The sequence below is a fragment of the Photobacterium sp. GB-1 genome (assembly GCF_003026165.1).
Classification (GTDB): Bacteria; Pseudomonadota; Gammaproteobacteria; order Enterobacterales; family Vibrionaceae; genus Photobacterium.
In genome coordinates this window covers 57,987-81,388 of record NZ_PYOB01000007.1, presented here as the reverse complement: position 1 = coordinate 81,388, position 23,402 = coordinate 57,987, and the positions used below count along the sequence as shown (strand labels likewise).

26 protein-coding genes are annotated in these 23,402 nt (G+C 40.2%); 14 read left to right on the top strand and 12 right to left on the bottom strand.

Going from position 1 to position 23,402, the window contains the following annotated elements:
* The first annotated feature begins 2 nt into the window (after nt 1–2).
* Nucleotides 3–950: a lauroyl-Kdo(2)-lipid IV(A) myristoyltransferase gene (gene lpxM / locus C9J45_RS09990; protein ID WP_107292484.1), complete on the top strand. Its 948-nt coding sequence runs from the start codon at nt 3–5 to the stop codon at nt 948–950.
* The gene (locus C9J45_RS09985) at nt 943–2,127 is read left to right on the top strand and encodes an O-antigen ligase (protein ID WP_158260221.1); all 1,185 of its coding nucleotides are present in this window, start codon (nt 943–945) and stop codon (nt 2,125–2,127) included. Before lpxM ends, C9J45_RS09985 begins: the two co-directional genes overlap by 8 nt.
* Nucleotides 2,128–2,137: 10 nt before the next feature.
* Here the strand turns inward: C9J45_RS09985 and C9J45_RS09980 are convergent, their stop codons facing one another.
* The 3 genes from C9J45_RS09980 to C9J45_RS09970 all read right to left on the bottom strand — a co-directional run bounded on the left by C9J45_RS09980 (nt 2,138) and on the right by C9J45_RS09970 (nt 5,506).
* On the bottom strand, nt 2,138–3,241 hold the full coding sequence (locus C9J45_RS09980) for a glycosyltransferase (RefSeq protein WP_107292482.1): 1,104 nt from the start codon (nt 3,239–3,241) through the stop codon (nt 2,138–2,140).
* A complete protein-coding gene (locus tag C9J45_RS09975) occupies nt 3,238–4,347 on the bottom strand; it encodes a glycosyltransferase family 9 protein (protein WP_158260220.1) in 1,110 nt (369 codons plus the stop codon). The genes C9J45_RS09980 and C9J45_RS09975 overlap by 4 nt, the downstream gene beginning before the upstream one ends.
* A gap of 115 nt (nt 4,348–4,462) precedes the next feature.
* Nucleotides 4,463–5,506 (bottom strand): WavE lipopolysaccharide synthesis family protein, encoded by a 1,044-nt coding sequence (locus C9J45_RS09970; RefSeq protein WP_233217670.1) that lies wholly within the window; start codon nt 5,504–5,506, stop codon nt 4,463–4,465.
* A 98-nt stretch (nt 5,507–5,604) separates the two neighbouring features.
* Here C9J45_RS09970 and C9J45_RS09965 point away from each other — a divergent pair, with 98 nt between their 5' ends.
* Genes C9J45_RS09965 through waaA form a run of 6 tightly spaced genes read left to right on the top strand, consistent with a single transcriptional unit; the run spans nt 5,605 to nt 11,742 of the window.
* Nucleotides 5,605–5,985, top strand: a complete 381-nt coding sequence (locus C9J45_RS09965) for an HAD-IIIC family phosphatase (RefSeq protein ID WP_107292480.1) — start codon at nt 5,605–5,607, stop codon at nt 5,983–5,985.
* Complete coding sequence (locus C9J45_RS09960; protein WP_107292479.1) at nt 5,976–7,556, top strand: capsular biosynthesis protein; 1,581 nt, start codon at nt 5,976–5,978, stop codon at nt 7,554–7,556. The genes C9J45_RS09965 and C9J45_RS09960 overlap by 10 nt, the downstream gene beginning before the upstream one ends.
* The gene (locus C9J45_RS09955; protein WP_107292478.1) at nt 7,553–8,284 is read left to right on the top strand and encodes a glycosyltransferase family 2 protein; all 732 of its coding nucleotides are present in this window, start codon (nt 7,553–7,555) and stop codon (nt 8,282–8,284) included. Before C9J45_RS09960 ends, C9J45_RS09955 begins: the two co-directional genes overlap by 4 nt.
* Nucleotides 8,285–8,331: 47 nt before the next feature.
* A complete protein-coding gene (locus C9J45_RS09950; RefSeq protein ID WP_107247062.1) occupies nt 8,332–9,414 on the top strand; it encodes a glycosyltransferase family 4 protein in 1,083 nt (360 codons plus the stop codon).
* Nucleotides 9,415–9,429: 15 nt separating this feature from the next.
* Nucleotides 9,430–10,461 carry a lipopolysaccharide heptosyltransferase II gene (gene waaF / locus C9J45_RS09945; RefSeq protein ID WP_107260597.1) on the top strand — a complete coding sequence of 344 codons (1,032 nt, stop codon included), beginning with the start codon at nt 9,430–9,432 and terminating at the stop codon, nt 10,459–10,461.
* A gap of 6 nt (nt 10,462–10,467) precedes the next feature.
* Nucleotides 10,468–11,742, top strand: a complete 1,275-nt coding sequence (gene waaA / locus C9J45_RS09940) for a lipid IV(A) 3-deoxy-D-manno-octulosonic acid transferase (protein ID WP_107292477.1) — start codon at nt 10,468–10,470, stop codon at nt 11,740–11,742.
* A gap of 41 nt (nt 11,743–11,783) precedes the next feature.
* Here the strand turns inward: waaA and C9J45_RS09935 are convergent, their stop codons facing one another.
* Complete coding sequence (locus C9J45_RS09935) at nt 11,784–12,488, bottom strand: 3-deoxy-D-manno-octulosonic acid kinase (RefSeq protein ID WP_107260593.1); 705 nt, start codon at nt 12,486–12,488, stop codon at nt 11,784–11,786.
* An 89-nt stretch (nt 12,489–12,577) separates the two neighbouring features.
* Here C9J45_RS09935 and C9J45_RS09930 point away from each other — a divergent pair, with 89 nt between their 5' ends.
* The 3 genes from C9J45_RS09930 to coaD are packed head-to-tail and all read left to right on the top strand — an operon-like array spanning nt 12,578 to nt 14,911.
* Entirely contained in the window at nt 12,578–13,636 is a 1,059-nt protein-coding gene (locus tag C9J45_RS09930; RefSeq protein ID WP_107292476.1) for a glycosyltransferase family 9 protein, read from the top strand.
* 7 nt (nt 13,637–13,643) lie between these two features.
* Nucleotides 13,644–14,420: a glycosyltransferase family 2 protein gene (locus tag C9J45_RS09925; RefSeq protein ID WP_107207448.1), complete on the top strand. Its 777-nt coding sequence runs from the start codon at nt 13,644–13,646 to the stop codon at nt 14,418–14,420.
* 8 nt (nt 14,421–14,428) lie between these two features.
* A complete protein-coding gene (gene coaD / locus C9J45_RS09920) occupies nt 14,429–14,911 on the top strand; it encodes a pantetheine-phosphate adenylyltransferase (RefSeq protein ID WP_107207447.1) in 483 nt (160 codons plus the stop codon).
* A 33-nt stretch (nt 14,912–14,944) separates the two neighbouring features.
* Here the strand turns inward: coaD and C9J45_RS09915 are convergent, their stop codons facing one another.
* From C9J45_RS09915 to radC, 6 genes are all read right to left on the bottom strand, one after another.
* Nucleotides 14,945–15,949 (bottom strand): NAD-dependent epimerase, encoded by a 1,005-nt coding sequence (locus C9J45_RS09915; RefSeq protein ID WP_107207446.1) that lies wholly within the window; start codon nt 15,947–15,949, stop codon nt 14,945–14,947.
* A gap of 142 nt (nt 15,950–16,091) precedes the next feature.
* Complete coding sequence (gene mutM / locus C9J45_RS09910; RefSeq protein ID WP_107292475.1) at nt 16,092–16,901, bottom strand: bifunctional DNA-formamidopyrimidine glycosylase/DNA-(apurinic or apyrimidinic site) lyase; 810 nt, start codon at nt 16,899–16,901, stop codon at nt 16,092–16,094.
* 15 nt (nt 16,902–16,916) lie between these two features.
* Nucleotides 16,917–17,435 (bottom strand): hypothetical protein, encoded by a 519-nt coding sequence (locus C9J45_RS09905; protein ID WP_107292474.1) that lies wholly within the window; start codon nt 17,433–17,435, stop codon nt 16,917–16,919.
* 171 nt (nt 17,436–17,606) lie between these two features.
* Nucleotides 17,607–17,774 carry a 50S ribosomal protein L33 gene (rpmG, locus tag C9J45_RS09900; protein ID WP_005371942.1) on the bottom strand — a complete coding sequence of 56 codons (168 nt, stop codon included), beginning with the start codon at nt 17,772–17,774 and terminating at the stop codon, nt 17,607–17,609.
* A 13-nt stretch (nt 17,775–17,787) separates the two neighbouring features.
* A complete protein-coding gene (rpmB, locus tag C9J45_RS09895) occupies nt 17,788–18,024 on the bottom strand; it encodes a 50S ribosomal protein L28 (RefSeq protein WP_005371944.1) in 237 nt (78 codons plus the stop codon).
* A gap of 172 nt (nt 18,025–18,196) precedes the next feature.
* The gene (gene radC / locus C9J45_RS09890; protein WP_107207443.1) at nt 18,197–18,871 is read right to left on the bottom strand and encodes a DNA repair protein RadC; all 675 of its coding nucleotides are present in this window, start codon (nt 18,869–18,871) and stop codon (nt 18,197–18,199) included.
* Between the two features lie 233 nt (nt 18,872–19,104).
* Between radC and coaBC the strand changes: the two genes are divergently transcribed.
* The 3 genes from coaBC (at nt 19,105) to slmA (ending at nt 21,607) form a co-directional block, all read left to right on the top strand.
* Nucleotides 19,105–20,319: a bifunctional phosphopantothenoylcysteine decarboxylase/phosphopantothenate--cysteine ligase CoaBC gene (gene coaBC, locus C9J45_RS09885; protein WP_107207442.1), complete on the top strand. Its 1,215-nt coding sequence runs from the start codon at nt 19,105–19,107 to the stop codon at nt 20,317–20,319.
* 8 nt (nt 20,320–20,327) lie between these two features.
* Nucleotides 20,328–20,783, top strand: a complete 456-nt coding sequence (dut, locus tag C9J45_RS09880) for a dUTP diphosphatase (protein ID WP_107207441.1) — start codon at nt 20,328–20,330, stop codon at nt 20,781–20,783.
* Nucleotides 20,784–21,016: 233 nt separating this feature from the next.
* Nucleotides 21,017–21,607, top strand: coding sequence for a nucleoid occlusion factor SlmA (gene slmA / locus C9J45_RS09875; RefSeq protein ID WP_005371955.1), 591 nt, complete (start codon nt 21,017–21,019; stop codon nt 21,605–21,607).
* Nucleotides 21,608–21,683: 76 nt separating this feature from the next.
* On the opposite strand, the gene pyrE is transcribed toward slmA, so the two are convergent.
* On the bottom strand, nt 21,684–22,325 hold the full coding sequence (pyrE, locus tag C9J45_RS09870; protein ID WP_045083819.1) for an orotate phosphoribosyltransferase: 642 nt from the start codon (nt 22,323–22,325) through the stop codon (nt 21,684–21,686).
* Between the two features lie 145 nt (nt 22,326–22,470).
* Nucleotides 22,471–23,187 (bottom strand): ribonuclease PH, encoded by a 717-nt coding sequence (rph, locus tag C9J45_RS09865; protein WP_107292473.1) that lies wholly within the window; start codon nt 23,185–23,187, stop codon nt 22,471–22,473.
* Nucleotides 23,188–23,402: the final 215 nt, after the last annotated feature.

The following is a 23,402-nucleotide window of genomic DNA, read 5'->3' as shown; positions in this document are numbered from 1 at the left end:
ATATGATTGATAACCATTACGATAAACAAGCTTATAACCCACAATTTGAATGGTCTTTTCTAGCACCTAAATATTGGGGGACATGGCTTGCCGTTATCCTCGCTTCTCTATTTTGCTTGCTGCCCCATAAAGCACGCCGCGCAATTGCGAGTACCTTTGCTAAACAAGCTATCAAGTTAAATAGCAAATCAAACCGTCGTGCGCGCGTAAACTTACAGATGTGCTTTCCTGACAAAAACGATGCTGAACGTGAAGATATTCTACTGCAAAGTATCACCACCGCAGGTACATTCTTGCTGGGATTTGCATCGTTAAGTGTACGTAGCAAATTTTGGTTAGAAGATAATACCGTGATCCGCGGGATGGAGAATCTCACCACTCTCACCGATCAGCAGCAAAGCGTGATTTTGTTAGTCCCTCACACTTGGGCAATTGATATTCCTGCGGTACTGCTTGCATCACGCGGTTTACCTGTTTCTGCAATGGCGAAAAAGCAGAAAAACCCAGTATCAGACTGGTTGATGCATCGTCAACGTGTGCAATACGGCGGCCGTGTTTATGAACGCAGTGGTGGTATTAAACCGTTTATTAAATCGATTCGCGAAGGGTACTTAGGTTACTACTTACCCGATGAAGATCTTGGCCCTGAGCACAGCGTATTTGTCGATTTCTTTGCTACCACCAAAGCAACAATGTCAGGTCTTGGCCGACTGTCTAAATTAAGTCGCGCAAAGATCGTACCGCTTTTTGCGATGTACAACAGTGAATCAGGTAAATATGAATTAGATTTCTACCCTGCTCTGCCTTTCCCTAGTGAAACTGAAGAGCAAGATGCCCGCATGATGAACGAATGTATCGAGCAATACGTGAGTGAGCGTCCAGAACAATACATGTGGATTCTGCGTTTATTAAAGACACGACCTAATAGTGATGAGAACCCATATGAGTAGTAATAAATTCTTTAATAAATTAGCCGACTTTCTAATTTTACTTCCGATTTTTTGGAGCTTTACCGGTTTATTCCATTTATATAATGGCGATAAGATTCTGGTTGTGTTAACGCTTATTTCAGCATTAGCATCAGTTATTAAGTATAAAAAATCGGCTATTGTTATCAACATAAAAAGTAAATATGTCTGGTTAATGTACAGCCTTTTATTTATATCAATAACCGCAGATATTCTAAATTTATATAACCCAATAAATATAAGAGCTATTGCAATTCTCTGTGTATTTTTAACCTTTTTACCTTGTCAATTAATCACTAGAAATGCCTTAATAATCACAACAGTTTTAGGCAGTATTAATAGCCTTTTTTTTGTCTATAAATTTACATACCTTACCCCAGTAACGAGATATAGCTGGCCTATTAATGCAATACCGTTTGCTACTTATATTTGTTTTATTTCAGCTATTGTATTCATCTTATTACTCACAAGTAAGACGGTTAAAGAAAAATTCGCTCTTACTTTAACGTTAATAATTTCTATCATGAGTCTAGCTATAACAGAAACTCGTGGTGCTCTTGTTGCATTATTACCAACACTAATAAGCATTTATTTCTATTATGCATATCAACGAAAAACGTTAAAGAAAAGCATTGTTATTAGCTTAATAAGCATCACTCTAATCTTTACTGCGATCTATCCAATAATTAAAGATAGAATAATTCAAACCCAACAAGAGATCACACAAATAGACGATGGTAATACTGATACTTCTATAGGATTAAGATTAAACTTTTGGATAGCAGGAATTAACTTAATTGAACAGTCACCGTTTGTTGGTTATGGTCAAAATTACTATTCTCAATTAAACAAGTTAGCAAAAGAAAAAGTTATTATTCAGGCTGCTGCTAATTATAAACCACCACACTTCCATAACCAGTTTATAGATATTGCTGTAAAATGTGGCCTTTTCGGCTTGGCTTTTTTATTAGTCCTAATATTTATCCCCATTTTCTTTGTTAGGAATAAATCTTCATTAAATGCCATCTGTATCTATTCTTTTATATCTATATTGATATTGTCGGGACTAACTGATGTGCCTTTCTTCCATAAACAAATATTTATAATCTATTTTTTATGTATTGGAATATTTCTTAGCAGAGAGAAGTTTGAGTCATAAAAAAGGGGCTTTATAGCCCCTTTCCTTCAATAAATGATATATATTCTTTCCCGATAGAGTCCGAACCAAATTTATTTCTTATTACTTCTTTATTAATATTAATATTAATATTAATATTAATATTATCTAATAATAAATCATCAACTCGTTTGGCAATTATTTCTGCATCATAGCTATCTACCAGATATTTTTTTAAATCATCAACCAGTATCTCAGATGGCCCTGTTGGACAATTTGTGCTCAAAACAGGAGTACCAAGAATTAGAGCTTCAATTAAAACGGTTGGGAGTCCCTCATGCAATGAGGTTAAAACAAGTATTTTTGCTTTTTTTATTATTGGATAAGGGTTTTGACAAAACGGATAAATGACAACACGTTCCTGAATTCCAAGCTCTCTTGCTCTTTTCATTATGGCTTCTTCGAGTCTCCCCTGACCAATAATAATCAGAGGAATATTACTCTTCATTTTTGATAAGACATCTAAAAGTAATAATAAGTTTTTTTGTTTTTCAAGACGTCCAACAAAAACAATGTAATCATTAGGCAGTGGATAAACAGACTCACTTCCTGCTAATCTATTAATCTTTTCTATATTAAATGAATTATAAATTGTCGAGAGAGAAGAATAACTGCTAGCAGCATGTTCTTTAACAAATTTTCTTATTCCTTGAGATACACATAAAACATGTTTATCTTTGATTTTTCGTTTAAGTTTTCTTTTAAATTTAAACTTTTTAACCCAACCTTTATTATTGTAAGAATGCTCATCAGAATTGTGAATGCAATGAACAAAACGCTTATCATTAATGAATGAAATAATATCGTTAGTTTCACCATGAACAGAAAACACAGCCCTAAATGGTTCATCACTCTCAATTTTATTTAAGAATGATAATAAATATTTCGTATATTTATTGGCATCTTTATAAGGAATATATTTTTCTATTGCCATATTATGACACTGAACATTTTTAGGTAATAGTAACTCTTGATCACTATTTAATGTTATTAAATCGCAACGATGCCCCATTGCTGTTAAAGTTTCAGCAAGACGCAAAGTGACAACCTGAACCCCTTCAACCTTCAGATCTCGTAAAAAAAATCCAATTCTCATTGTATTGCCTTCAATATATTTGCTCTGGCTTCTTCTAGTTGTTCATATCCGAACTCATATACATATACACTATCATTATCGCAAATAGGCTCTCGATTAAAGATGGTCTGAGAATACATACCTAATGGTTTCCACTCTTCATAATTCATTCTATTTTCACGATATATACCAATTACAGGTTTATCTAATGCCGAAGCCATGTGTACTACTGCAGTATCAGGAGTAAATGTAAAATCAGCCTTATCGATAATAGCTAAAGACATTTCAAGGCTCGCTTTATCTGTCGGTAAGAGCAAATTAGACGAAGAAAATTGGCTGTTCAGCTTCGTTAAAAATTTCTCTTCACCTGGCGTTGGTAATAAAACCAACAAGTCTTCAGGATGCTTCTCCAACCAATATTTCATCAAAGATGCTGCTTTTTCAAAACTGAATCGTCTATATTTACCTGAACCAAAAAAGTTAATACCAACTATATTTTTATAATCTTTATCTATTATTAATGAGTCAAGAAATTCAAGCTCTTTATTATAGTTTGGTACAGGAGGTTTTTCAGAAGTCAAACAATCTTTATTCGTTAAAATTTTTGTCGCATTAATATATCGTTGATAAAAATGCATCTGATTACTGTCAATAGAAACATCAATGATATTAAATCTATCCGCACTGAACCCTAAATAATGTTTAGCATTTATGTATTTCGCAATAAATATTTCTTTGTAAGAAAAACCATTTGACACATCAACAAATACGTCATATTTATTTTTATAAGGCTGTAATGTTTTACGTAAATTATGCTTGCCTAATAAAATATATTCATCGATAAAAGAAACTTTATTTAACCATAACTTAGTTGTTTTACGACATATAACGGTAATTTTTATGTCTGGTCGATGTAAACGCAGGTTATTGATAAGAATGCCAGCCATAATACAATCACCAAGCTTATCATCCCAACGAAATATAACTATATGCTTCACATCTTCTGCGCAAAAAACATCGGAACAGTCCCGATGATCATAAAGCGCACAAGCCGCTTTAAGTTTTATCGCTTTTTGTGTATTTCGAACGGTGCGCCACTTTGCTTTTAGTCGCTTAATCAAATTCATCTGATAACCTTTACTAAACATTTTTCATAAATACAATGATGATATTCGATATCTTCATTCTATTAATGCGACAATATTATCAACACCAAACACATCAGTTAATTCAACCGAACACTTAGTTTAACTTATTATTTTTTAAAAAAAATTTAGTACGCCTACATAAGTTAATCTTCGTTTCAAAATACACAGGAAAGACGTATAAACAACGTTCAAAAAATAGACCCAGCTTTTCTTTTAAAGGGTAGTTTACGTCAAATCTAGCATCACAATATTTTTTATAGAGCTCCTGCCACTCTCTATATTGATAATGAGCACACTTCCCTTTCGGCTTAGAAACTCTCACCTTTTCTTTAAATTTCTTACATAGTCCTAAACCAATATCTTCTGCAGAAGCAACAACTAAATTATTCGCCATGCATAACTCTGATTGATAAATGGTATGTTTGTTATTATCTAGCAGTCCATTTAAATGAATAGTTGGATCAAACTGTTTTAAGGCATTAAGAAAAAGTAATTGTGTACAATCAACAGGGTAGTCTGGATAGCCATCATTTAACATCCCCGGCTTGGTTAAGGTAAATTCAGGAATTAATTCAAACTGCCACAGCGCCAAAACATCTTCGGTTAAACCAAAATAAAAGAAATCACTAACATGAAAAGCGACTCGATGCCCCTTCGCATATTTGCGTGTAAAAATATTTGGCACAACAACCCGCTCTTTTAAAAACTTAAACGCATCGCAACGACTTTTATATTGCTGTTGAATATTTATAAAATCATTCGATTCGAGGTAATTATCACTTCTCAGCTTTACCACATATTTGGTTTGTACTTGCTTTAATCCAGCTAGCGTCGATACTATTTGACGGTTATTGTTGTAATGCTGTGGAGTTCCATTTTTCTTGTAATATCGAGTATTGGGGCCAGGATCTTCACTTATGACTAATTGATCATAATCTAAGCCCGCTAAATCTTGATCTTTCCATGTCGACAGTATGATATGAGCGCCAGGTAGCATCTGTCGCACTGACCTTAAACAACGCTGGGTTATGCCATCTTCTTGTTGTCTATCCGCAAATGTCTGAACCGGTCCTTGGACAACGACAGTAATTTCTTCAAACGGTATAGAATTGTTATTAATTTTTAAACCCAAGTCCAAAATAGGGATACCTCGTCATCATTTATGACAAAAAAAGACTTCATTATATTAATCAGATAAACTATTGGGCAAACATTCTACATGAAGATTGACCTAAAATGAAAAGACTGGTTGTTGATTTAGATGGCACCTTAACGCAAGCTGATACCTCTGATTATAAGAATGTAAAACCTCGACAAGAAATTATCGACAATTTATACGCTTACAAAGAAAAAGGCTTTGAAATCGTTATTTTCACTGCCCGCAATATGCGTACACATAATGGGAATATCGGTAAAATTAATATCCATACTTTACCACTTATCATCGAATGGCTAGATAGATACAATGTTCCTTACGATGAAATAATTGTTGGTAAGCCTTGGTGTGGTCATGACGGCTTTTATATTGATGATCGCGCAATTCGCCCGTCTGAATTTGCAGCCCTCTCTCACGACGAAATCAATGCATTAATTGCAAAGGAGAAAGTATGTTCTTAATCATGTCAGCGGCCTATGTTGATATGGAATTACAATCTGAGTTTGGTGCTCTTCCCCCAAGTTTTCTTCCGCTTGGTAACCGTCGTTTATTTCAACATCAAAACACTGTTATTCCCCAAGGTATAAAGAAATATATTTCACTTCCTGAATCATATTCAATATCTCCAACGGATGCGACTTGGCTAGAAGAAAATAACTTCACGATATTATCAACGCCTGACGGTTTATCGCTCGGTGCATCGCTCGTTGCTGCCATAAGTCTTATCGAAGATAATTTCGACAGTCCTCTACATGTATTATTTGGCGATACGCTAATTACTCAATTACCACTCGGTAATAATCTCGTTGCAATCACTGAGGTAGAAGACGGTTATAATTGGGCCACAATTAACAATAGCCCGAACTCTCCATGGTTATCAGCAAAAAATACCTTTACATCGAGTAATCAAATGGTTTGTGGCTATTTTAAATTTAATCAGCCGCGACAATTAATTCGACTTATCACCCAAAGTCATTGGGACTTTCTTGAGGCTCTCAATCGTTACCACAACCAAATTGGCTTACAAACAATCAGTACTGATCATTGGCTTGATTTCGGACACGTTAATACGTATTACCGCTCAAAAGCAAAGTTCACGACGCAAAGAGCTTTTAACGAATTGCTCATCACTCCAGACTGGATTGAAAAATCAAGCTCAAAAAATATAAAGATTAAAGCCGAAGCAAAGTGGTTTGAACTATTACCTTTCGAGATGCGCCACTTTATCCCTCAGTTTATGGGATCACAAGAAAGCCAAGGACGCTATAAATATCGTTTAGAATATTTACACCACACGGCATTAAATGAGCTGTATGTTTTTTCTGAATTACCGACAATTGTTTGGAACAACATCTTTAACAGTTGTATTAACTTTATATCTCAGTGCCAAGAATTTCCCGCACCGCATGACGTCACTTGTTCTTCGCTAGATGATCTCTTTGGCGAGAAAACAGCAAGTAGACTAATTGAGTTCTGTGCCACCCGACACATATCACTCGAAGATACTTGGTTGTTTGATGGAGAAGAAATCACATTAAATGATATTCTCAGCACCTCATCACAATGGCTACCAACAGATAAATCGCAACCATCAGTCATGCATGGCGACTTTTGTTTTAGCAATATTTTATATGATTTTAGAACCAATCGAATAAAGACCATCGATCCACGAGGATTGACACCGAATAATGAGCTCACCATTTATGGGGATACTCGTTACGATATTGCAAAGTTAAGCCACTCGGTACTAGGACTCTATGATTGGATCATCGCTGGCTACTATCACGTTGATATAACGAATAAAGATATTACTCTGCATATCCCAAGCACTCAGAGACAACAAGATTTACAACAACTATTCATTGAGATTGTAGGAAAGAAATTTAATCTTACCCCTATGAATTTGTATGCGATGCAAATCCAATTATTTTTATCAATGTTGCCGCTACATAGTGATGATCAGCAGCGCCAAGATGCACTTTTTGCTAACGCATTTAGACTTTACCAAATATTGAAAAGGTATGCCCAATGATAATCATTCCGATGGCAGGCTTAAGCTCTCGCTTTTTTAAGGCTGGATACACGCAGCCTAAATACATGCTAGATGCGCATGGTATGTCTCTTTTTGACCATGCTGTAACCAGCTTCAAAGCCTATTTTTCAACAGAGACTTTTTTATTTATTGTGCGTGATGTTTACCAAACACCCATTTTTGTGGAACAACGTGCGAAAGCTCTAGGGATACAATCTTTCTCCATCGTGACTTTGACACAAGAAACCCGAGGGCAAGCGGAGACCGTCTACCTTGGCTTACAACAAATTGAGCAAGATAAAAGCCAGCCAATCACTATATTTAATATCGATACCTTCAGACCTGATTTCATTTACCCCGATTTATCTTTATTAGGTCAAGGCTATCTCGAAGTATTTAAAGGTAGCGGCGATAACTGGTCTTTTGCCAAGCCTCGTTCAACACACTCAACTGAAGTTGTCGAAACAGCAGAGAAACGAGCAATCTCTGATTTATGCTGTACTGGTCTTTATCATTTTGCCCACCAGCAAGATTTTGAAACGGCCTATCAGCACTATCTTGCTTTGCCACAAGAGGAATGGGAAAAGGGAGAGCTTTATATTGCCCCGATGTACAATTTTCTCATCAAGAACAATCAATCAATTCACTACCACCTAATCGATCGCGAAGATGTTATCTTTTGTGGCATTCCTAGTGAGTATGATGACTTTAAAGCTTGTAGAATATAAACCTACTCGTTTATTTTGATAAACATTTAAATCGACTGAGCAAAATAATGAGAATAATGATAATAAGCTCCTATATGGATGCTTGGAACAGCGTTAGACCAGAAGCCGAAATGTGTATCGAGATGGTCAAACAAGGTCACGAAGTCACGATTATCACCCAAGGTGATGCGCCTTATGTCGAGCGTTTTCGTGAAGCTGGAATAACGGTTATCGATTGCTACCCAAGTCGTAAAATTTGCTTCAACACAATAAAAACAATTCGTCATGAACTACGCCAACACCATTATGATGTGGTGTATGCGCTTAACTCTAAAACTATCCCTAACGCTGCGTTTGCTTGTATTGGTTTTCCGGATACAAAACTTATTAGCTACCGTGGCACTGTTGGTGGTATTTACCGTCATGACCCATCATCATATTTAACCCATCTTCATCCTCGCGTGAATGGTATTTCTTGCGTCGCAGAAGCGGTTACAGAGTCTGTACGGAGCGTTGTTAAGCTAGCACCTGAAAAAGTTCAAACCATTTATAAAGGTCATGACTTAGCTTGGTATCAAGCAGATGCTCTGCCACGTGAGCAAATCGGCTTAACCGATGATGATATTATTGTTACCTGTGTCGCCAATGCACGTAAATCCAAAGGCGTGCATGTTCTGCTTGATGCCGCTAAGCAATTAGCTGATATCGACAATCTACATCTGGTACTCGTTGGTCGTGATATGGATACGGAAGAAAATGACCAACTAGCAGCAAACAGTGGCATGCAGGATCGTATTCACTTTTTAGGTTATCGCTCTGATGTACCTGAAATCATGGCGACATCCGATATCCAAGTGCAGCCATCTATTAGCGGTGAAGGTCTACCCAAAACAATTATCGAAGCGATGGCAATGGCAAAACCTTCCGTTGTCACAACTACTGGCGGCAGTAAAGAGTTAGTAGAAGAAGGTAAAACCGGATTTGTGGTTGAAACCAATAATCCTCAAGCATTAGCTGATAAAATTAAACAATTAGCAGAATCTAAAACAGTACGCGTTGAAATGGGACAGAATGCACAACAACGATTAAAAGCCCATTTTTCAATCCAAGAAACAACAAAGCAGCAGCTGAACTTCTTTCAAAGCGTATAAACCAACGGTTGTAATGTGAAAATATTAATTATTGGCCCATCATGGGTTGGCGATATGGTAATGTCGCAATGTCTTTATACCGAGCTTAAAAAGCTTCACCCTGACGCTATCATTAATGTGATGGCGCCCGGCTGGTGTAAGCCCGTGCTTGAACGCATGCCTGAGGTCAATCAAGCGATTGAAATGCCGCTTGGCCATGGCGATCTCAATCTGTTTGCTCGCTATCAATTAGGTAAAATTCTTCGCGATGACAACTATGATCATGCGTATGTTTTACCTAATTCAGCCAAATCAGCATTAATCCCCTTATTTGCCAAGATCCCAGTTCGTACCGGCTGGAAAGGTGAGATGCGTTACGGTTTACTTAATGATCTGCGCAATAACAAAAAATCATTCAATTTGATGATTGAACGCTATATTGCACTCGCGCATCCGGCAACGGAAATGACAGGCTCGGGCTGTTTAACTGATATGCCACATCCAAAACTTACCATCGACGCCACAACTCAAAATGAAGCGATAACTAAATTCGGCTTAAACAAAGAAAGAACCGTGATTGGCTTATGTCCAGGTGCTGAATTTGGCCCTGCAAAACGTTGGCCGGAGCAACATTTTGCAAAAGCTGCCGCAACGCTGATAGAGCAAGGTAACCAAGTATGGTTATTCGGCTCAGCAAAAGATCGTGAAGTGACCGATAAAATAAAAGCCAGCCTGCCGCAGGAAATGCAAACGCATTGCCAAAATCTTGCTGGTAATACGTCTTTAATCGAGGCAATTGATTTACTTGCCGCCTGTAAGACCGTCGTTAGCAATGACTCTGGCCTAATGCATATTTCAGCCGCTGTTGGCTGTAATATCGTGGCGTTATACGGCTCAACATCACCGGGTTATACCCCACCGCTAGCTAAGCATGTTGAAGTATTAAATACCGATATCAGTTGTCGCCCATGCTTTAAGCGCGAGTGTCCATTAGGTCATTTGAAGTGTTTAACAGAGCTAACACCTGATTTAGTGGTTGCTGCGATCAATAAGTTACAACAAGCGTAAGTGAATATGTTACTGAGAATCGTTTATACCTTACTGCTTGCTCTGGCTTCCCCGTTACTTCTGTTTGGGCTATACAAACAAAAACCGGGGAAACCTCGTTTTGGTAAGCGTTGGAAAGAGCACTTTGGTTTTACGCCTGCAGTTAATGGTCAGAAGCCTATTTGGGTCCATGCCGCATCGGTTGGTGAATCGATTGCCATCACGCCACTGATCAAAGCGCTAAAAGAGCAATATCCAGCGCAAGCTATCGTGGTAACAACAACAACCAGCACAGGTGCGGAGCAAATAGCCAAGCTAGGTGATTTGATTGAACACCGCTACATGCCGATTGATTTTGCTTGGTGTGTCAGAGGCTTTCTCAAAGCGGTGCAACCTAAACTAATGTTGATTGTTGAAAAAGAACTCTGGCTCAATACGCTAGCAACTGTTAAAAAACAGCAGATTCCAATTGTAATAGCTAATGCTCGCTTATCAGAACGCTCTGCTCAACGTTATCAATCGGCAGCGTTTTTTACCCAACCACTACTCAATAATGTCGATAGGATTCTTTGTCTTCATCAAGACGATGCAAAACGCTTTATCGATATTGGAGCGGCCAAAGAGAAGGTTACGGTAACAGGCTCGATTAAATACGATCTTACTATTACGCCAACGGTCTTTGAGCACGCAGCACAATTACGTTCACAACTGGGTCAAGATCGCCCTGTGTTCATTGCTGCGAGTACTCACAAAGGTGAAGATGAGCAGGTATTTACGGCTTTTAAGACGATATTGCAGCACAACGAAAATGCATTACTCATCATCGTTCCTCGTCACCCTGAACGCTTCAATGATGTTGAAATATTGGCAAAACAGCAATTTCAATTGTCCGTTCATCGTCGTACTAATAACACTGAATTTACGTCACAAACCCAAGTGTATTTAGCCGATACCATGGGTGAGATGCTATTACTTCTTGCTAGTAGTGATGTGGCGTTTATCGGGGGAAGTTTGATCGGTGATAAAGTCGGTGGACATAACCTACTCGAACCTGCCGCAGTAGGAAAACCTGCTATCACAGGCCCTAGCTACTACAACTTTATCGATATTACAGAGCAACTACTGCAAGCTAACGCGATAGAAGTCTGTCAAGATAGCACAGAGCTAACACAGCAAGTGATTGAGTTATTTGATAACCCAGAACGTCAGCATGTGATGGGAGAAAACGCTAAAAAAGTGGTAGAGCAAAATCAGGGCGCAGTGCAACGCACCATTGATAGCATTACTGACTACCTGCATTAAATTTATAGCGATGAGAGCCCACACTCATCGCTACTTCATCCCTAACCTTGTTGATAGCCATCGCATAACGCTTGCCAATCTTGAGCTTGCCATTGAATATTACGCTTCTTCACTTCTTTGATAAATGAGCGCTCTAAACGGGCTAAGTTATCTTTTTTCCAACTTTCACCCTGTTGCTGATAGCATTTATCAAAGTCAATCAACCAAACTTGCTGCTTCATATCAAGCAAGATGTTGTGGGCATTTAAGTCGGTGTGGCAAACCTGCAGATCATGCATCTTACGGATCATAATACCAATTTGACGCCAAACCGAACTTGGCAAAGATGACTTGATAAGTAGCGCAACGAGATCACGGCTATGAGGAATTTTCTCAACCAAAATATCTGCGCGATAAACACAGCCCTTCTTTTCCGCTTTTGCGGCCACAGGACGAGGAACATTTACCCCACCTTCTCGTAAGACTTTTAGCAGCATCAATTCAGCATAACTCCGGGTCTTATCCCAACCAGTAAACCAATAACTGTCACTCACCAACTTACCAAATAAGCCACCACGACGATAATGACGCAATGCCATTTCCATTTTATCGCCAGCAACGAACCAAGTCGTGCCCCGTCCTTGCGCCGAGCCGACAATTGCATTTTGTTGACGCCAAAAATCAATCTCAAAGCAACAATGCGGATCGACAGTTAAATAATTGTCATCAAACCATATCATTTGCTGTTCATGGCTAATTTTCTGCACTGTTGTCTTTCTCCTGTTTATTTTGGTTTATTTTACAATTACCAGCGCTAACTGCATAATTCGCTAACCACTTTTTATTAGGTATCACTATGGCTTTGTTTACCACTGCGCCTCAATCCATCTGTATTTTACGGCTATCCGCTATTGGTGATGTGTGTCATGCGATCGCTGTAGTACAAGCTATCCAAAAACATTGGCCAGAAACCAGTATTACATGGGTAGTGGGCAAAACAGAAGCTCAGCTTGTGGGTACACTGCCTAATGTTAAGGTGGTTAGTTTTGATAAAAAAGCAGGCTGGCAAGGGATCAAAGCAGTTTGGAATACCTTGAAAGGTCAAAAGTTTGATGCCTTACTCGACATGCAAGTAGCGCTACGCGCAAGCCTATTATCTTTAGGAATTAAAGCACGTTATAAAGTTGGCTTTTCACGCCAAAGAGCCAAAGAGGGACAATGGCTCTTTACGAATAGAAAGCTGCCACAAACAAATGCTTCTCATGTACTTGATAACTTTGCTGAGTTTGCTCGCTACATAGGCGTACCTTTTACAACTCCAGATTGGCAGATCCCATTATCAAGTGAAGATATGGCCTTTGCTCAGCAATATACTAACAAACCAACATTGATCATCTCACCGGCTGCTAGTAAAGATGAGCGTAACTGGCTTATAGAGCGCTATGCTGCCGTTGCAGATCATGCCGTTAGCAAAGGATTAAATGTCATCCTATGTGGTTCACCGACACAACGTGAGCAAACGTTAGGTGAGAAGATCATACAACATTGCCATCACCCTATTACTAACCTTATTGGTAAAACAAGCCTGATCCAGTTAACCGCATTACTAAAATACGCAACGGTTGTTATCGCTCCCGACTCAGGTCCAGCCCATTTAGCAACCACACAGGGCACTCCAGTGATCGGTTTGTACGGGCATAGTAATCCAACACGCACAGGCCCTTATCTTAGCCAACAATATGTCGTCAGTGTGTATCAACAATTTGCAGAAAAGCATTATGGCAAACCTGTCTCAGAACTTCCTTGGGGAGCACGAGTGAAAGGCAGTGATATTATGGCTGCAATTTCTGTTGAGGATGTTATCACCCAACTTGATACCATCATCGACCCCTTAACTTTGACCCAATCACAGTGAGAAAACAATGAACCAGCAAAACACCAAACCAAGCCTTGCTGTTGCACTGATTGTCAAAAATGAAGCCAAGCATCTGGCGGCATGTTTAAACTCAGTAAAAGATTGGGTTGATGAGATCGTGATCCTTGATTCTGGCAGTAGCGATACAACAGAAGCCATTGCACGCCAATATACTGATAAATTTTTTGTCAGTCATGATTGGCCTGGTTTTGGTATGCAACGTCAACGTGCTCAACAATATGTTGAGAGCGATTATATTTTATGGCTTGATGCTGACGAACGAGTAACGCCAGAGCTACGTCTATCGATTCAACAAGCTGTCGCAAGCAATCACATCAATACGGTTTATCAAGTTAATAGACTCAGCACAGCATTTGGTAAATTTATTCATCATTCTGGTTGGCATCCAGATTGGATCTCGCGTTTACATCGTCGCAATGAAACCCAATATAATGACGTCAAAGTACATGAGTCTATTGTGATCCCTGCTAATGGCAAAGTCGAAAAACTAACGGGTAATTTAGAACATTACACTTTTGAAGATTTCTTTGAGTTTCAGCGCAAACAACAAAAGTATGCAGAGCTTTGGGCTGAAGAAAAGTTTTTAAAAGGCAAAAAATCATCTATTGCCTCTGCTGTTATCCACTCTATGTTTAGCTTTATTCGAACTTACATTCTTAAAGCTGGGTTTCTAGACGGTAAGCATGGGTTTATTATTGCTTGTATAAACGCCCAATACGTCCTAAATAAATACTTAGGTCTTCACCTAAAGCACAAGAAGTAACGACAATTATGACAACTCGAGTAATTTATCCTGGCACTTTCGATCCTATTACCAACGGTCATTTAGACTTAATTGAGCGTGCAGCTGCAATGTTTGATCATGTGATTGTTGGCGTTGCTTTTAACCCAAGTAAAAAGCCACTGTTTGATCTTAATGAACGCGTAGAACTAGCAGGTAAAATTACCAAACACCTAGATAATGTAGAGATTGTTGGTTTTTCAGGGCTGTTGGTTGATTTTGCTAAAGAGCGCAACGCCAACATTCTAGTCCGTGGTCTGCGTGCAGTATCCGATTTCGAGTATGAATTTCAGCTCGCCAATATGAATCGTCGTTTGATGCCAGAACTAGAAACTGTCTTCTTAACCCCAGCAGAAGAAAATTCCTTCATTTCTTCAACCATTGTTAAAGAAGTCGCATTACACAAAGGGGATGTCAGTCAGTTTGTTGATCCACTCATTACTGAAGCATTATTAGAAAAGTTTGTAAAATAGACATTTAAAAAAAGGCGCTTTATGCGCCTTTCCTTATTTTTTGTAAAACTCGCGATACCAATCAACAAAGGCTTTTACACCTTCTTTGACTTTCACTTCAGGCTTATAGCCCGTCGCTTTAAATAAATCGTCTGTATCTGCGTACGTCATGTAAACATCACCCGGTTGCATGTCCATGAAGTTTTTCTTCGCTTCAATGCCCAATGCCTCTTCCAACGCTTCAATATAATCCATCAGTTTTACAGGGCTGCCGTGACCGATGTTATACACGCAGTATGGGGCAGAGCTGGTTGCTGGTGAGCCAGTTTCTACTGTCCAATCAGCATTGGGCTGTGGGATCACATCCTGAATACGCATCACACCTTCAACTATATCATCGATATAAGTGAAATCGCGGCGCATATCGCCATGGTTATACACATCGATCTCTTTACCTTCCATGATCGCATTGGTGAATTTAAACAATGCCATATCTGGACGCCCCCATGGGCCATAAACAGTAAAGAAGCGTAAGCCCGTCGTTGGAACACCGTAAAGATGCGAATAGGTATGTGCCATCAACTCATTAGATTTTTTAGTTGCAGCATAAAGTGAAATGGGATGGTCAACGCTATCTGCCGTATTAAACGGTGTCTTATGATTTAAGCCATATACTGAGCTTGAAGACGCATAAACCAGATGCTCAACCTTATTATGACGACAACCTTCTAAAATCGTGAGATGTCCCACCAAGTTACTATCAGCATAGGCCAATGGGTTATCAATCGAGTAACGTACGCCTGCTTGTGCCGCTAAGTGGATAACGCGGTTAAATTGCTGCTCTGCAAATAAGTTAGCAATACCCTCACGATCCGCTAAATCTAATTCGATAAAAGTAAAACTTGGATGAGCAATACGAGCTAAACGCGCTTGTTTAAGTGATACATCGTAGTAATCATTAAGATTATCGATACCAATGACTTGATGGCCTTGAGCACATAAACGTTCGGTGATTGCACTACCAATAAAACCAGCAACACCAGTGATGAGATATTTCATTTTTCTATCCTCAATAACGCTTCATTATGCGCTACTCAACCTAAATACTGTGGGCATAATACCATTTTAGATCAATCAACAAAGGTTAATCCCAAACCAACTGACTCAATAATGATGATACCTAGGTTAATTATTATCGAACCTACTTCTGGCAATCACTGCAGAACACTGTCGCGCGTTGACCTATTTTGGCTTCACTTAAGGCCTTACCGCATTTAGGGCAAGGTTTACCTGCCTTGCCATATACCTGCAACTCTTGCGCAAAATATCCTGGTTTTCCGTCTGCGTTTTTAAAATCTTTTAATGTCGTACCGCCCTGTTGAATGGCAAAGGCTAATACCGATTTGATCTCTGCCACCAGCTTCGTCATAAGAGCAAGTGAGATTTTGCCAGCGGCACGTTTAGGGTGAATACCAGCCGCAAACAGAGATTCATTGGCATAAATATTACCCACACCAACAACCACATGATTATCCATAATAAATTGTTTTATTGCTGTCCGTTTTCCCTGTGCTTTTTCATGTAGATATTCTACGTTAAAATCGTCGCTCAGCGGCTCTGGGCCCATTTTCTCAAGCACAGGGTGTGTTACCCCTTTCTCTTCCCATAACCACGCACCAAAGCGCCTAGGATCGTTATAGCGTAGCACTTCACCACTAGTCAGAACCAAATCAACGTGATCGTGTTTTTCAACCGGGGTTCCGACGGGTAAAACACGTAAGCTGCCTGACATCCCTAAATGCACAATCGCATAACCGACATCTGTTTCTAGTAACAAGTATTTAGCGCGACGTGTCACACCACGAATCACTTGCCCTTCTATCGCTTTAATCGCTTCAGGAATAGGCCACCGCAATCGAGGATTACGGACAATAATTTGTTTTACCGTTTGATCGATGACATGAGGAGATATCCCCATTCGACTCACTTCTACTTCTGGTAATTCAGGCATGACTCAATCTCGTTTTTATTGGTTATTTGATACAGACGTCGGAAACAGATAATCCGCAGCAACAGACACAGCAACCCATTGTTGACCATTATTGAACAACCAAAATTTAGGTAAGGCATAAACTGTTAATCGAATCGGTTCTATTTGTTGCTCCCCCAAAACTTCTATCGTCTGTGGAGGCGGTAACTGTAAACTTAACTTTGATATTGTTGCTTCATCCACCACAGTGCCTTGTAGATGTTGCCAACGTTGTATTAACTCACTGGCTGAAATCGATAACTTAGACGAGCTTTGCCACTGCCCGTTACTTTTCTTAACCGTAAAATGTGGAAAAACAACTCGCTGAATCAAAAGATCTGGCGAGAGGACAAAAACAGTATTGGGAATATTATTTACTTGCTCGGTTACAGTTTTTGTCACCGCTTCTTTGGGGGTAAATCGTTCGCGAAGTAAATCGGGCAATTTAATTATCGCGATAAAGCACAATACACCAATGATGATAATGTTATTCCAGCCACGTCGAGTTAAGCGCATTCATCCATTCCTGTCTTATCTTAATGAGAATAAAGATAACACTGGTAAGGTCATTGCACCATTGGCAGATAAATAAGTAACAGAAAGGAAGTCAGCGGTGTTAAATAGAAAAGTAATAGATATAAAAAAACCCAGCTAGGCTGGGTTTTTATCAAAGATTGATAAAACCAATTACTTGATTTTAGCTTCTTTGTAAAGCACGTGCTGGCGAACTACTGGATCAAATTTCTTGATCTCAAATTTGCCTGGCATGTTGCGCTTGTTCTTGTCGGTAGTGTAGAAGTGGCCTGTACCAGCAGATGATACTAGACGGATCTTCTCACGAATGCCTTTAGCCATTCTTTAAATCCTCTTAAACGTTCTCGCCGCGAGCACGCATTTCACCAAGAACGACATCAATGCCTTTCTTATCGATGATACGCATGCCTTTCGCAGAAAGGCGTAGTTTAACGAAGCGTTTTTCGCTTTCTACCCAGAAACGATGAGTTTGCAGGTTCGGCAGAAAACGACGCTTGGTGGCATTACGTGCGTGTGAACGGTTGTTACCCGTTACAGGACGCTTACCAGTTACTTGGCATACTCGGGACATTACTGTCTTCTCCAAATCGTTTCAGCTCGATATCTACTGTAGAAATTCACTGTAAAAATAATTTTCACAGATAACCACAGCTATCAAAGGTCGCGCATTATACTAAGTCAAAACCAGTTGCTCAAGTCCCGAGCAGATCCTTTCTCACTTTTTTATCGAAAAATCGGCTATTTTATAGCCAACCACGCTCGGTGAAAGAAACAATCTCTCCATCACCAACAACAAAATGATCCAGAACACGAATATCGACCAAAGCCAGCGAATCACTGATTTTGCGCGTTATTCGACGGTCAGCCTGACTAGGTTCAGCGACGCCTGATGGGTGATTATGCGCTAAAATGAGCGCTGCTGCATTAAGTTCTAGTGATCTTTTTACAACTTCACGTGGATAAACGCTCGCACAATCGATCGTTCCTTCAAATAAAACCTCTCCTGTGATCACTCGGTGCTGGTTATCTAAAAACAGGATATAAAAGGCTTCACGCTGTTTATCACGTAATTTTCTCGCTAAATATCGACGGGTATTTTGCGGGCTTGTGAGGACATCATCTTTTTTTAAAGTTTCTTCTAGATACCGCTCATTCAAAGCTAAAACTGCCTGCAATTGTGCAAATTTTGCCGGTCCCAAACCTTTAACCTGACAAAATATCTGTTTTTCAGCACCAAGCAGTGCTCGAAGAGATCCAAACTCATCCAGTAAATGGGTCGCTAATTCCAGTGCATTCATTCCTTGAGTACCGGTGCGTAAAAAAATGGCTAATAATTCAGCATCGGTTAATGCATCAGAGCCATGAGATAATAATTTTTCTCGCGGTCGCGATGCGGCTGGTAATTGCTTTAATGACATAATCCCTCCCATTGATATGCCACTAGCAAAACAGCCGACACCATTATCACAACCTAACAAGACGCTTTTTTAGAAAACAGTCACAGCGAAAAAGTAATCAATAAAATATTCAGTACTCAAAATGCGAGGCATACAACTTCCCATTCAATTCAGAGTTGATCCGAATCGATGATCAAAAATTACTTTGGTGGTATCTTGTTGCCAATTTATAAGCCCAAGACACAGGCAGACGAATGCAAACACTGGCAGGAAAAAAAATTCTTCTCGGCATTAGCGGCGGTATCGCTGCTTACAAATGTGCAGAGCTCACCCGACGACTTATTGAACGTGGGGCGCAAGTGCGCATTGTCATGACCACAGCTGCAAAAGAGTTTATAACCCCACTCACCATGCAAGCCGTGTCAGGCCACCCCATTTCAGATAGCTTGCTAGATCCTTCCGCAGAAGCGTCCATGGGTCATATTGAATTAGCTAAATGGGCAGATTTAGTTCTCTTAGCTCCTGCGACCGCGGATCTGATTGCTCGAATGAGTGCGGGGATGGGCAATGACTTACTGACAACACTGTGTCTCGCAACCGATGCACCAATCGCTGTTAGCCCTGCGATGAATCAGCAAATGTACCGCAATATCGCAACACAAGAGAATATTGCCACCTTACAACGTCGCGGCTGCCGTATTTGGGGACCTGCAAGTGGTGAGCAAGCCTGTGGTGATGTAGGCCCTGGTCGTATGCTAGAACCCATGCAACTGGTACATTGCTGCGAAGACTTTTTTCAGCCACAAGACCTTAGTGGTCTAAATATTGTGGTAACGGCAGGTCCTACACGAGAAGCGATTGATCCAGTACGTTATCTAAGTAACTACAGCTCAGGAAAAATGGGCTACGCCATTGCTCAAGCAGCAGCAAAGCGTGGTGCAAACGTCACCCTAATCAGTGGCCCAGTAAATTTAACCACACCTGATGGTGTAACGCGTATTAATGTCAGTAGTGCCCAAGAGATGCACCAAGCGGCACTTGAACATGCCGTTAATCACCACATTTTTATTGCTTGTGCTGCCGTTGCAGATTTCCGTCCAGCTCATCTCGCAACTCAAAAGATGAAAAAACAAGACGGTAATGATGAGATGGTGATTCAGTTAGTGAAAAACCCTGATATTGTTGCCAGCGTAGCGGCCTTAACAGAAAACCGCCCATTTACGGTCGGGTTTGCAGCAGAGACACAAGATGTTGAGCAATATGCACGTGGTAAACTGGCAAAGAAAAACCTTGATATGATTTGCGCCAACGATGTGTCGGTACAAGACCAAGGCTTTAATAGTGATAACAACGCGCTACACCTTTACTGGTCTAACGGTGATAAAGCACTACCTCTTGCTGCCAAATCAGAGCTTGGGCTGCAATTAGTCAATGAAATTATTAACCTTTACCAACAAGCGAAACAATAGAGCAAAATATGAATAGTATTGATCTGAAGATTCTTGACCCACGAGTTGGCAATGAATTCCCACTCCCAGCGTATGCAACCGAAGGTTCTGCTGGTTTAGATTTACGCGCTTGTTTAGATGAAGCATTAACCGTCGCACCGGGTGAGACCCATCTTGTACCAACAGGTCTTGCGATCCATATTGGCGATTCAAATCTTGCGGCAACCATCCTGCCTCGCTCAGGCCTTGGCCATAAGCACGGCATTGTTTTGGGAAATCTTGTTGGCCTTATCGACTCTGATTACCAAGGTCAATTAATGGTGTCGGTGTGGAACCGAGGTGAAACCACATTTACTATTGAACCAGGTGATCGTATTGCTCAATTGGTTTTCTTACCTGTGGTACAAGCGCAGTTTAATATCGTTGAAAATTTTAATAGCACAGATCGTGGCGAAGGTGGTTTTGGTCATTCAGGCCGTAGCTAATCGCTATTGATGTTAAAAAAGCGTGATCTAATTAGCCATGTATTATCAATTTTGATGATAAAATAAAGGCAACATATTAAAGCAAAGCGCAACCTCTTCAGCTTGCGCTTTTTTTGCGAATAAAAATACGTACATTTCGATTGCGCTACTTTTCACAACGCCAAGGCATCGCTAAGATAGGCGGGTTTCATACTGTCCATGGACAGTCTCATTTTGTAAAGGAACGATAATTCATGGCAGGCACCAAAAAGAACAATCGCCGCGAGGAAATACTTCAGTGCTTAGCGCATATGCTGGAGTCCAACCAAGGCAGTCAACGCATCACGACCAAAATGCTAGCCGCGAATGTTGGAGTTTCAGAAGCTGCACTCTACCGCCACTTCCCAAGCAAAGCGCGTATGTTTGAAGGGTTAATTGAATTTATTGAAGATTCAATTACCACGCGTATTAACCGCATTTTAGATGATGAAAAAGATACACTGAACCGTTTACGTATGGTGATGCAGTTCATCCTCATGTTTGCTGAGCGTAACCCAGGTTTAACTCGTATCATGACTGGCCATGCTCTGATGTTTGAACAAGATCGTCTTCAATCTCGTATTAATCAACTGTTCGAACGTGTTGAATCGCAACTTCGCCAGATCTTAAAAGAGCGTAAAATTCGTGAGGGTAAAGGCTTTCCTGTTGATGAGTCAGTTTTAGCAGCACAACTTCTAGGTCAAGTAGAAGGCAGTTTAAACCGCTATGTTCGCTCTAACTTCAAATACAAGCCAACGGCAAACTTTGATGAATACTGGGAGCTATTAAGTGCGCAATTAGGCTAATACTTAGTTGACGGACACAAAAAAGCGAGAGCCTCAGCCCTCGCTTTTTTATTATCTCTTTTTTCTTAAGCCGTACTTATACACCATACTCGGCACGGTACGCTTTTACCGCTTCAAGATGTTGTTCCATGCCTGCTTGCTCAGAAAGGTAGGTCACCACATCGCCTAGCGAGACAATTGAAATAACCGCACAACCAAAGTCACGTTCAACTTCTTGAATCGCAGATAATTCACCTTGCCCTTTTTCTTGACGATCAATCGCCACTAAAACGCCAGCTAAATCTGCGCCATTCGCTTTAATGATTTCCATTGACTCACGAATCGCCGTACCTGCCGTGATCACATCATCAACTAACATAATACGACCGTCTAGTGCGCTGCCGACTAAATTGCCACCTTCACCATGATTTTTTGCTTCTTTACGGTTAAAGCAATATGGCGTATCAACATCATGGTGATCAGCAAGGGCAACTGCCGTTGTGGTTGCAATCGGGATCCCTTTATACGCTGGGCCAAACAACACATCAAATTCAATCTTGGCATCAACCAAAGCTTCAGCATAAAAACGACCAAGACGTGCTAAATCACGACCGGTATTAAATAAGCCAGCATTAAAGAAGTACGGACTCTTACGACCGGATTTCAATGTGAACTCACCAAATTTTAATACACCTTTCTCTAGGGCAAATTCAATAAACTGACGCTGATATGCTTTCATTGTGTCTCCTTAAACTACTTCTCTGTGTTTTAACAATGTACCTGTTACCTAACACTCATCAGGTAACAACTAAAACCAACAAGTACTCCACTTGATATTCAGTTTTAGCTAAAAAAAAGCGGCTCCCAATAGGAACCGCTTAATATCAATTTGCTAACGCTTGCTTCTGCATCGAAATAATATCGGTTATACCGTCTTTCGCCAGAGCCAGCATTGCCAGTAATTCTTCATGGCTAAAGGCTTCACCCTCGGCAGTACCTTGGATTTCAATCATCTTGCCTTCTTCTGTCATCACCACATTCATGTCGGTTTCAGCCGCTGAATCTTCAAGATATTCCAAATCGCAAATAGGTTCGCCTTTATAGATACCCACAGATACCGCAGCGACCATACCTTTCAGTGGGCTTTTCTTAATCATGCCTTTTTCTAGCATGTAATTAATTGCATCAACCAGTGCAACCATCGCACCGGTAATAGATGCGGTACGTGTGCCACCATCAGCCTGAATAACATCACAGTCAACGGTGATCATCTGCTCGCCTAATACTTTTAAATCAACCGCAGCACGCAAGCTACGTGCAATAAGACGTTGGATTTCCATCGTACGTCCACCTTGCTTGCCACTCGCAGCTTCTCGACGGTTACGCGTATGCGTAGCACGAGGTAACATGCCATATTCAGCCGTCACCCAACCTTGGCCTTTGCCTTTTAACCAGCGCGGAACATTTTCTTCTACACTCGCGGTACAAATAACCTTGGTATTACCAAACTCAACCAGTACTGAACCTTCAGCATGGGCTGTATATTGGCGAGTAATAGTGATTGGACGAACTTGAGTCGCACTTCTTCCGTTTGGACGCATCGGGATTTCCCTTTGGCTGGATGATATTAACCGGCGATTATAGCGATAACTCAATCTCAGTGCACGAGAAAACGATAACGTAAGCTGACAAACAGTAGCCCCTTGAGGCCAATATCGCATATAATCTCAACACCCGGTAACGACGCACCTGTTATGAATAATTAAGACTTATCGTGGGTAACGGTAAGTTAGTCGTCGCACCATTCTCAACTAAA

Coding starts and splice junctions, on each gene's coding strand:
- lpxM (WP_107292484.1), top strand. CDS start 3: ATGATTGATAACCATTACGATAAACAAGCTTATAACCCACAATTTGAA.
- C9J45_RS09985 (WP_158260221.1), top strand. CDS start 943: ATGAGTAGTAATAAATTCTTTAATAAATTAGCCGACTTTCTAATTTTA.
- C9J45_RS09980 (WP_107292482.1), bottom strand. CDS start 3,241: ATGAGAATTGGATTTTTTTTACGAGATCTGAAGGTTGAAGGGGTTCAG.
- C9J45_RS09975 (WP_158260220.1), bottom strand. CDS start 4,347: ATGAATTTGATTAAGCGACTAAAAGCAAAGTGGCGCACCGTTCGAAAT.
- C9J45_RS09965 (WP_107292480.1), top strand. CDS start 5,605: ATGAAAAGACTGGTTGTTGATTTAGATGGCACCTTAACGCAAGCTGAT.
- C9J45_RS09960 (WP_107292479.1), top strand. CDS start 5,976: ATGTTCTTAATCATGTCAGCGGCCTATGTTGATATGGAATTACAATCT.
- C9J45_RS09955 (WP_107292478.1), top strand. CDS start 7,553: ATGATAATCATTCCGATGGCAGGCTTAAGCTCTCGCTTTTTTAAGGCT.
- C9J45_RS09950 (WP_107247062.1), top strand. CDS start 8,332: ATGAGAATAATGATAATAAGCTCCTATATGGATGCTTGGAACAGCGTT.
- waaA (WP_107292477.1), top strand. CDS start 10,468: ATGTTACTGAGAATCGTTTATACCTTACTGCTTGCTCTGGCTTCCCCG.
- C9J45_RS09930 (WP_107292476.1), top strand. CDS start 12,578: ATGGCTTTGTTTACCACTGCGCCTCAATCCATCTGTATTTTACGGCTA.
- C9J45_RS09925 (WP_107207448.1), top strand. CDS start 13,644: ATGAACCAGCAAAACACCAAACCAAGCCTTGCTGTTGCACTGATTGTC.
- coaD (WP_107207447.1), top strand. CDS start 14,429: ATGACAACTCGAGTAATTTATCCTGGCACTTTCGATCCTATTACCAAC.
- C9J45_RS09915 (WP_107207446.1), bottom strand. CDS start 15,949: ATGAAATATCTCATCACTGGTGTTGCTGGTTTTATTGGTAGTGCAATC.
- mutM (WP_107292475.1), bottom strand. CDS start 16,901: ATGCCTGAATTACCAGAAGTAGAAGTGAGTCGAATGGGGATATCTCCT.
- C9J45_RS09905 (WP_107292474.1), bottom strand. CDS start 17,435: ATGCGCTTAACTCGACGTGGCTGGAATAACATTATCATCATTGGTGTA.
- rpmG (WP_005371942.1), bottom strand. CDS start 17,774: ATGGCTAAAGGCATTCGTGAGAAGATCCGTCTAGTATCATCTGCTGGT.
- rpmB (WP_005371944.1), bottom strand. CDS start 18,024: ATGTCCCGAGTATGCCAAGTAACTGGTAAGCGTCCTGTAACGGGTAAC.
- radC (WP_107207443.1), bottom strand. CDS start 18,871: ATGTCATTAAAGCAATTACCAGCCGCATCGCGACCGCGAGAAAAATTA.
- coaBC (WP_107207442.1), top strand. CDS start 19,105: ATGCAAACACTGGCAGGAAAAAAAATTCTTCTCGGCATTAGCGGCGGT.
- dut (WP_107207441.1), top strand. CDS start 20,328: ATGAATAGTATTGATCTGAAGATTCTTGACCCACGAGTTGGCAATGAA.
- slmA (WP_005371955.1), top strand. CDS start 21,017: ATGGCAGGCACCAAAAAGAACAATCGCCGCGAGGAAATACTTCAGTGC.
- pyrE (WP_045083819.1), bottom strand. CDS start 22,325: ATGAAAGCATATCAGCGTCAGTTTATTGAATTTGCCCTAGAGAAAGGT.
- rph (WP_107292473.1), bottom strand. CDS start 23,187: ATGCGTCCAAACGGAAGAAGTGCGACTCAAGTTCGTCCAATCACTATT.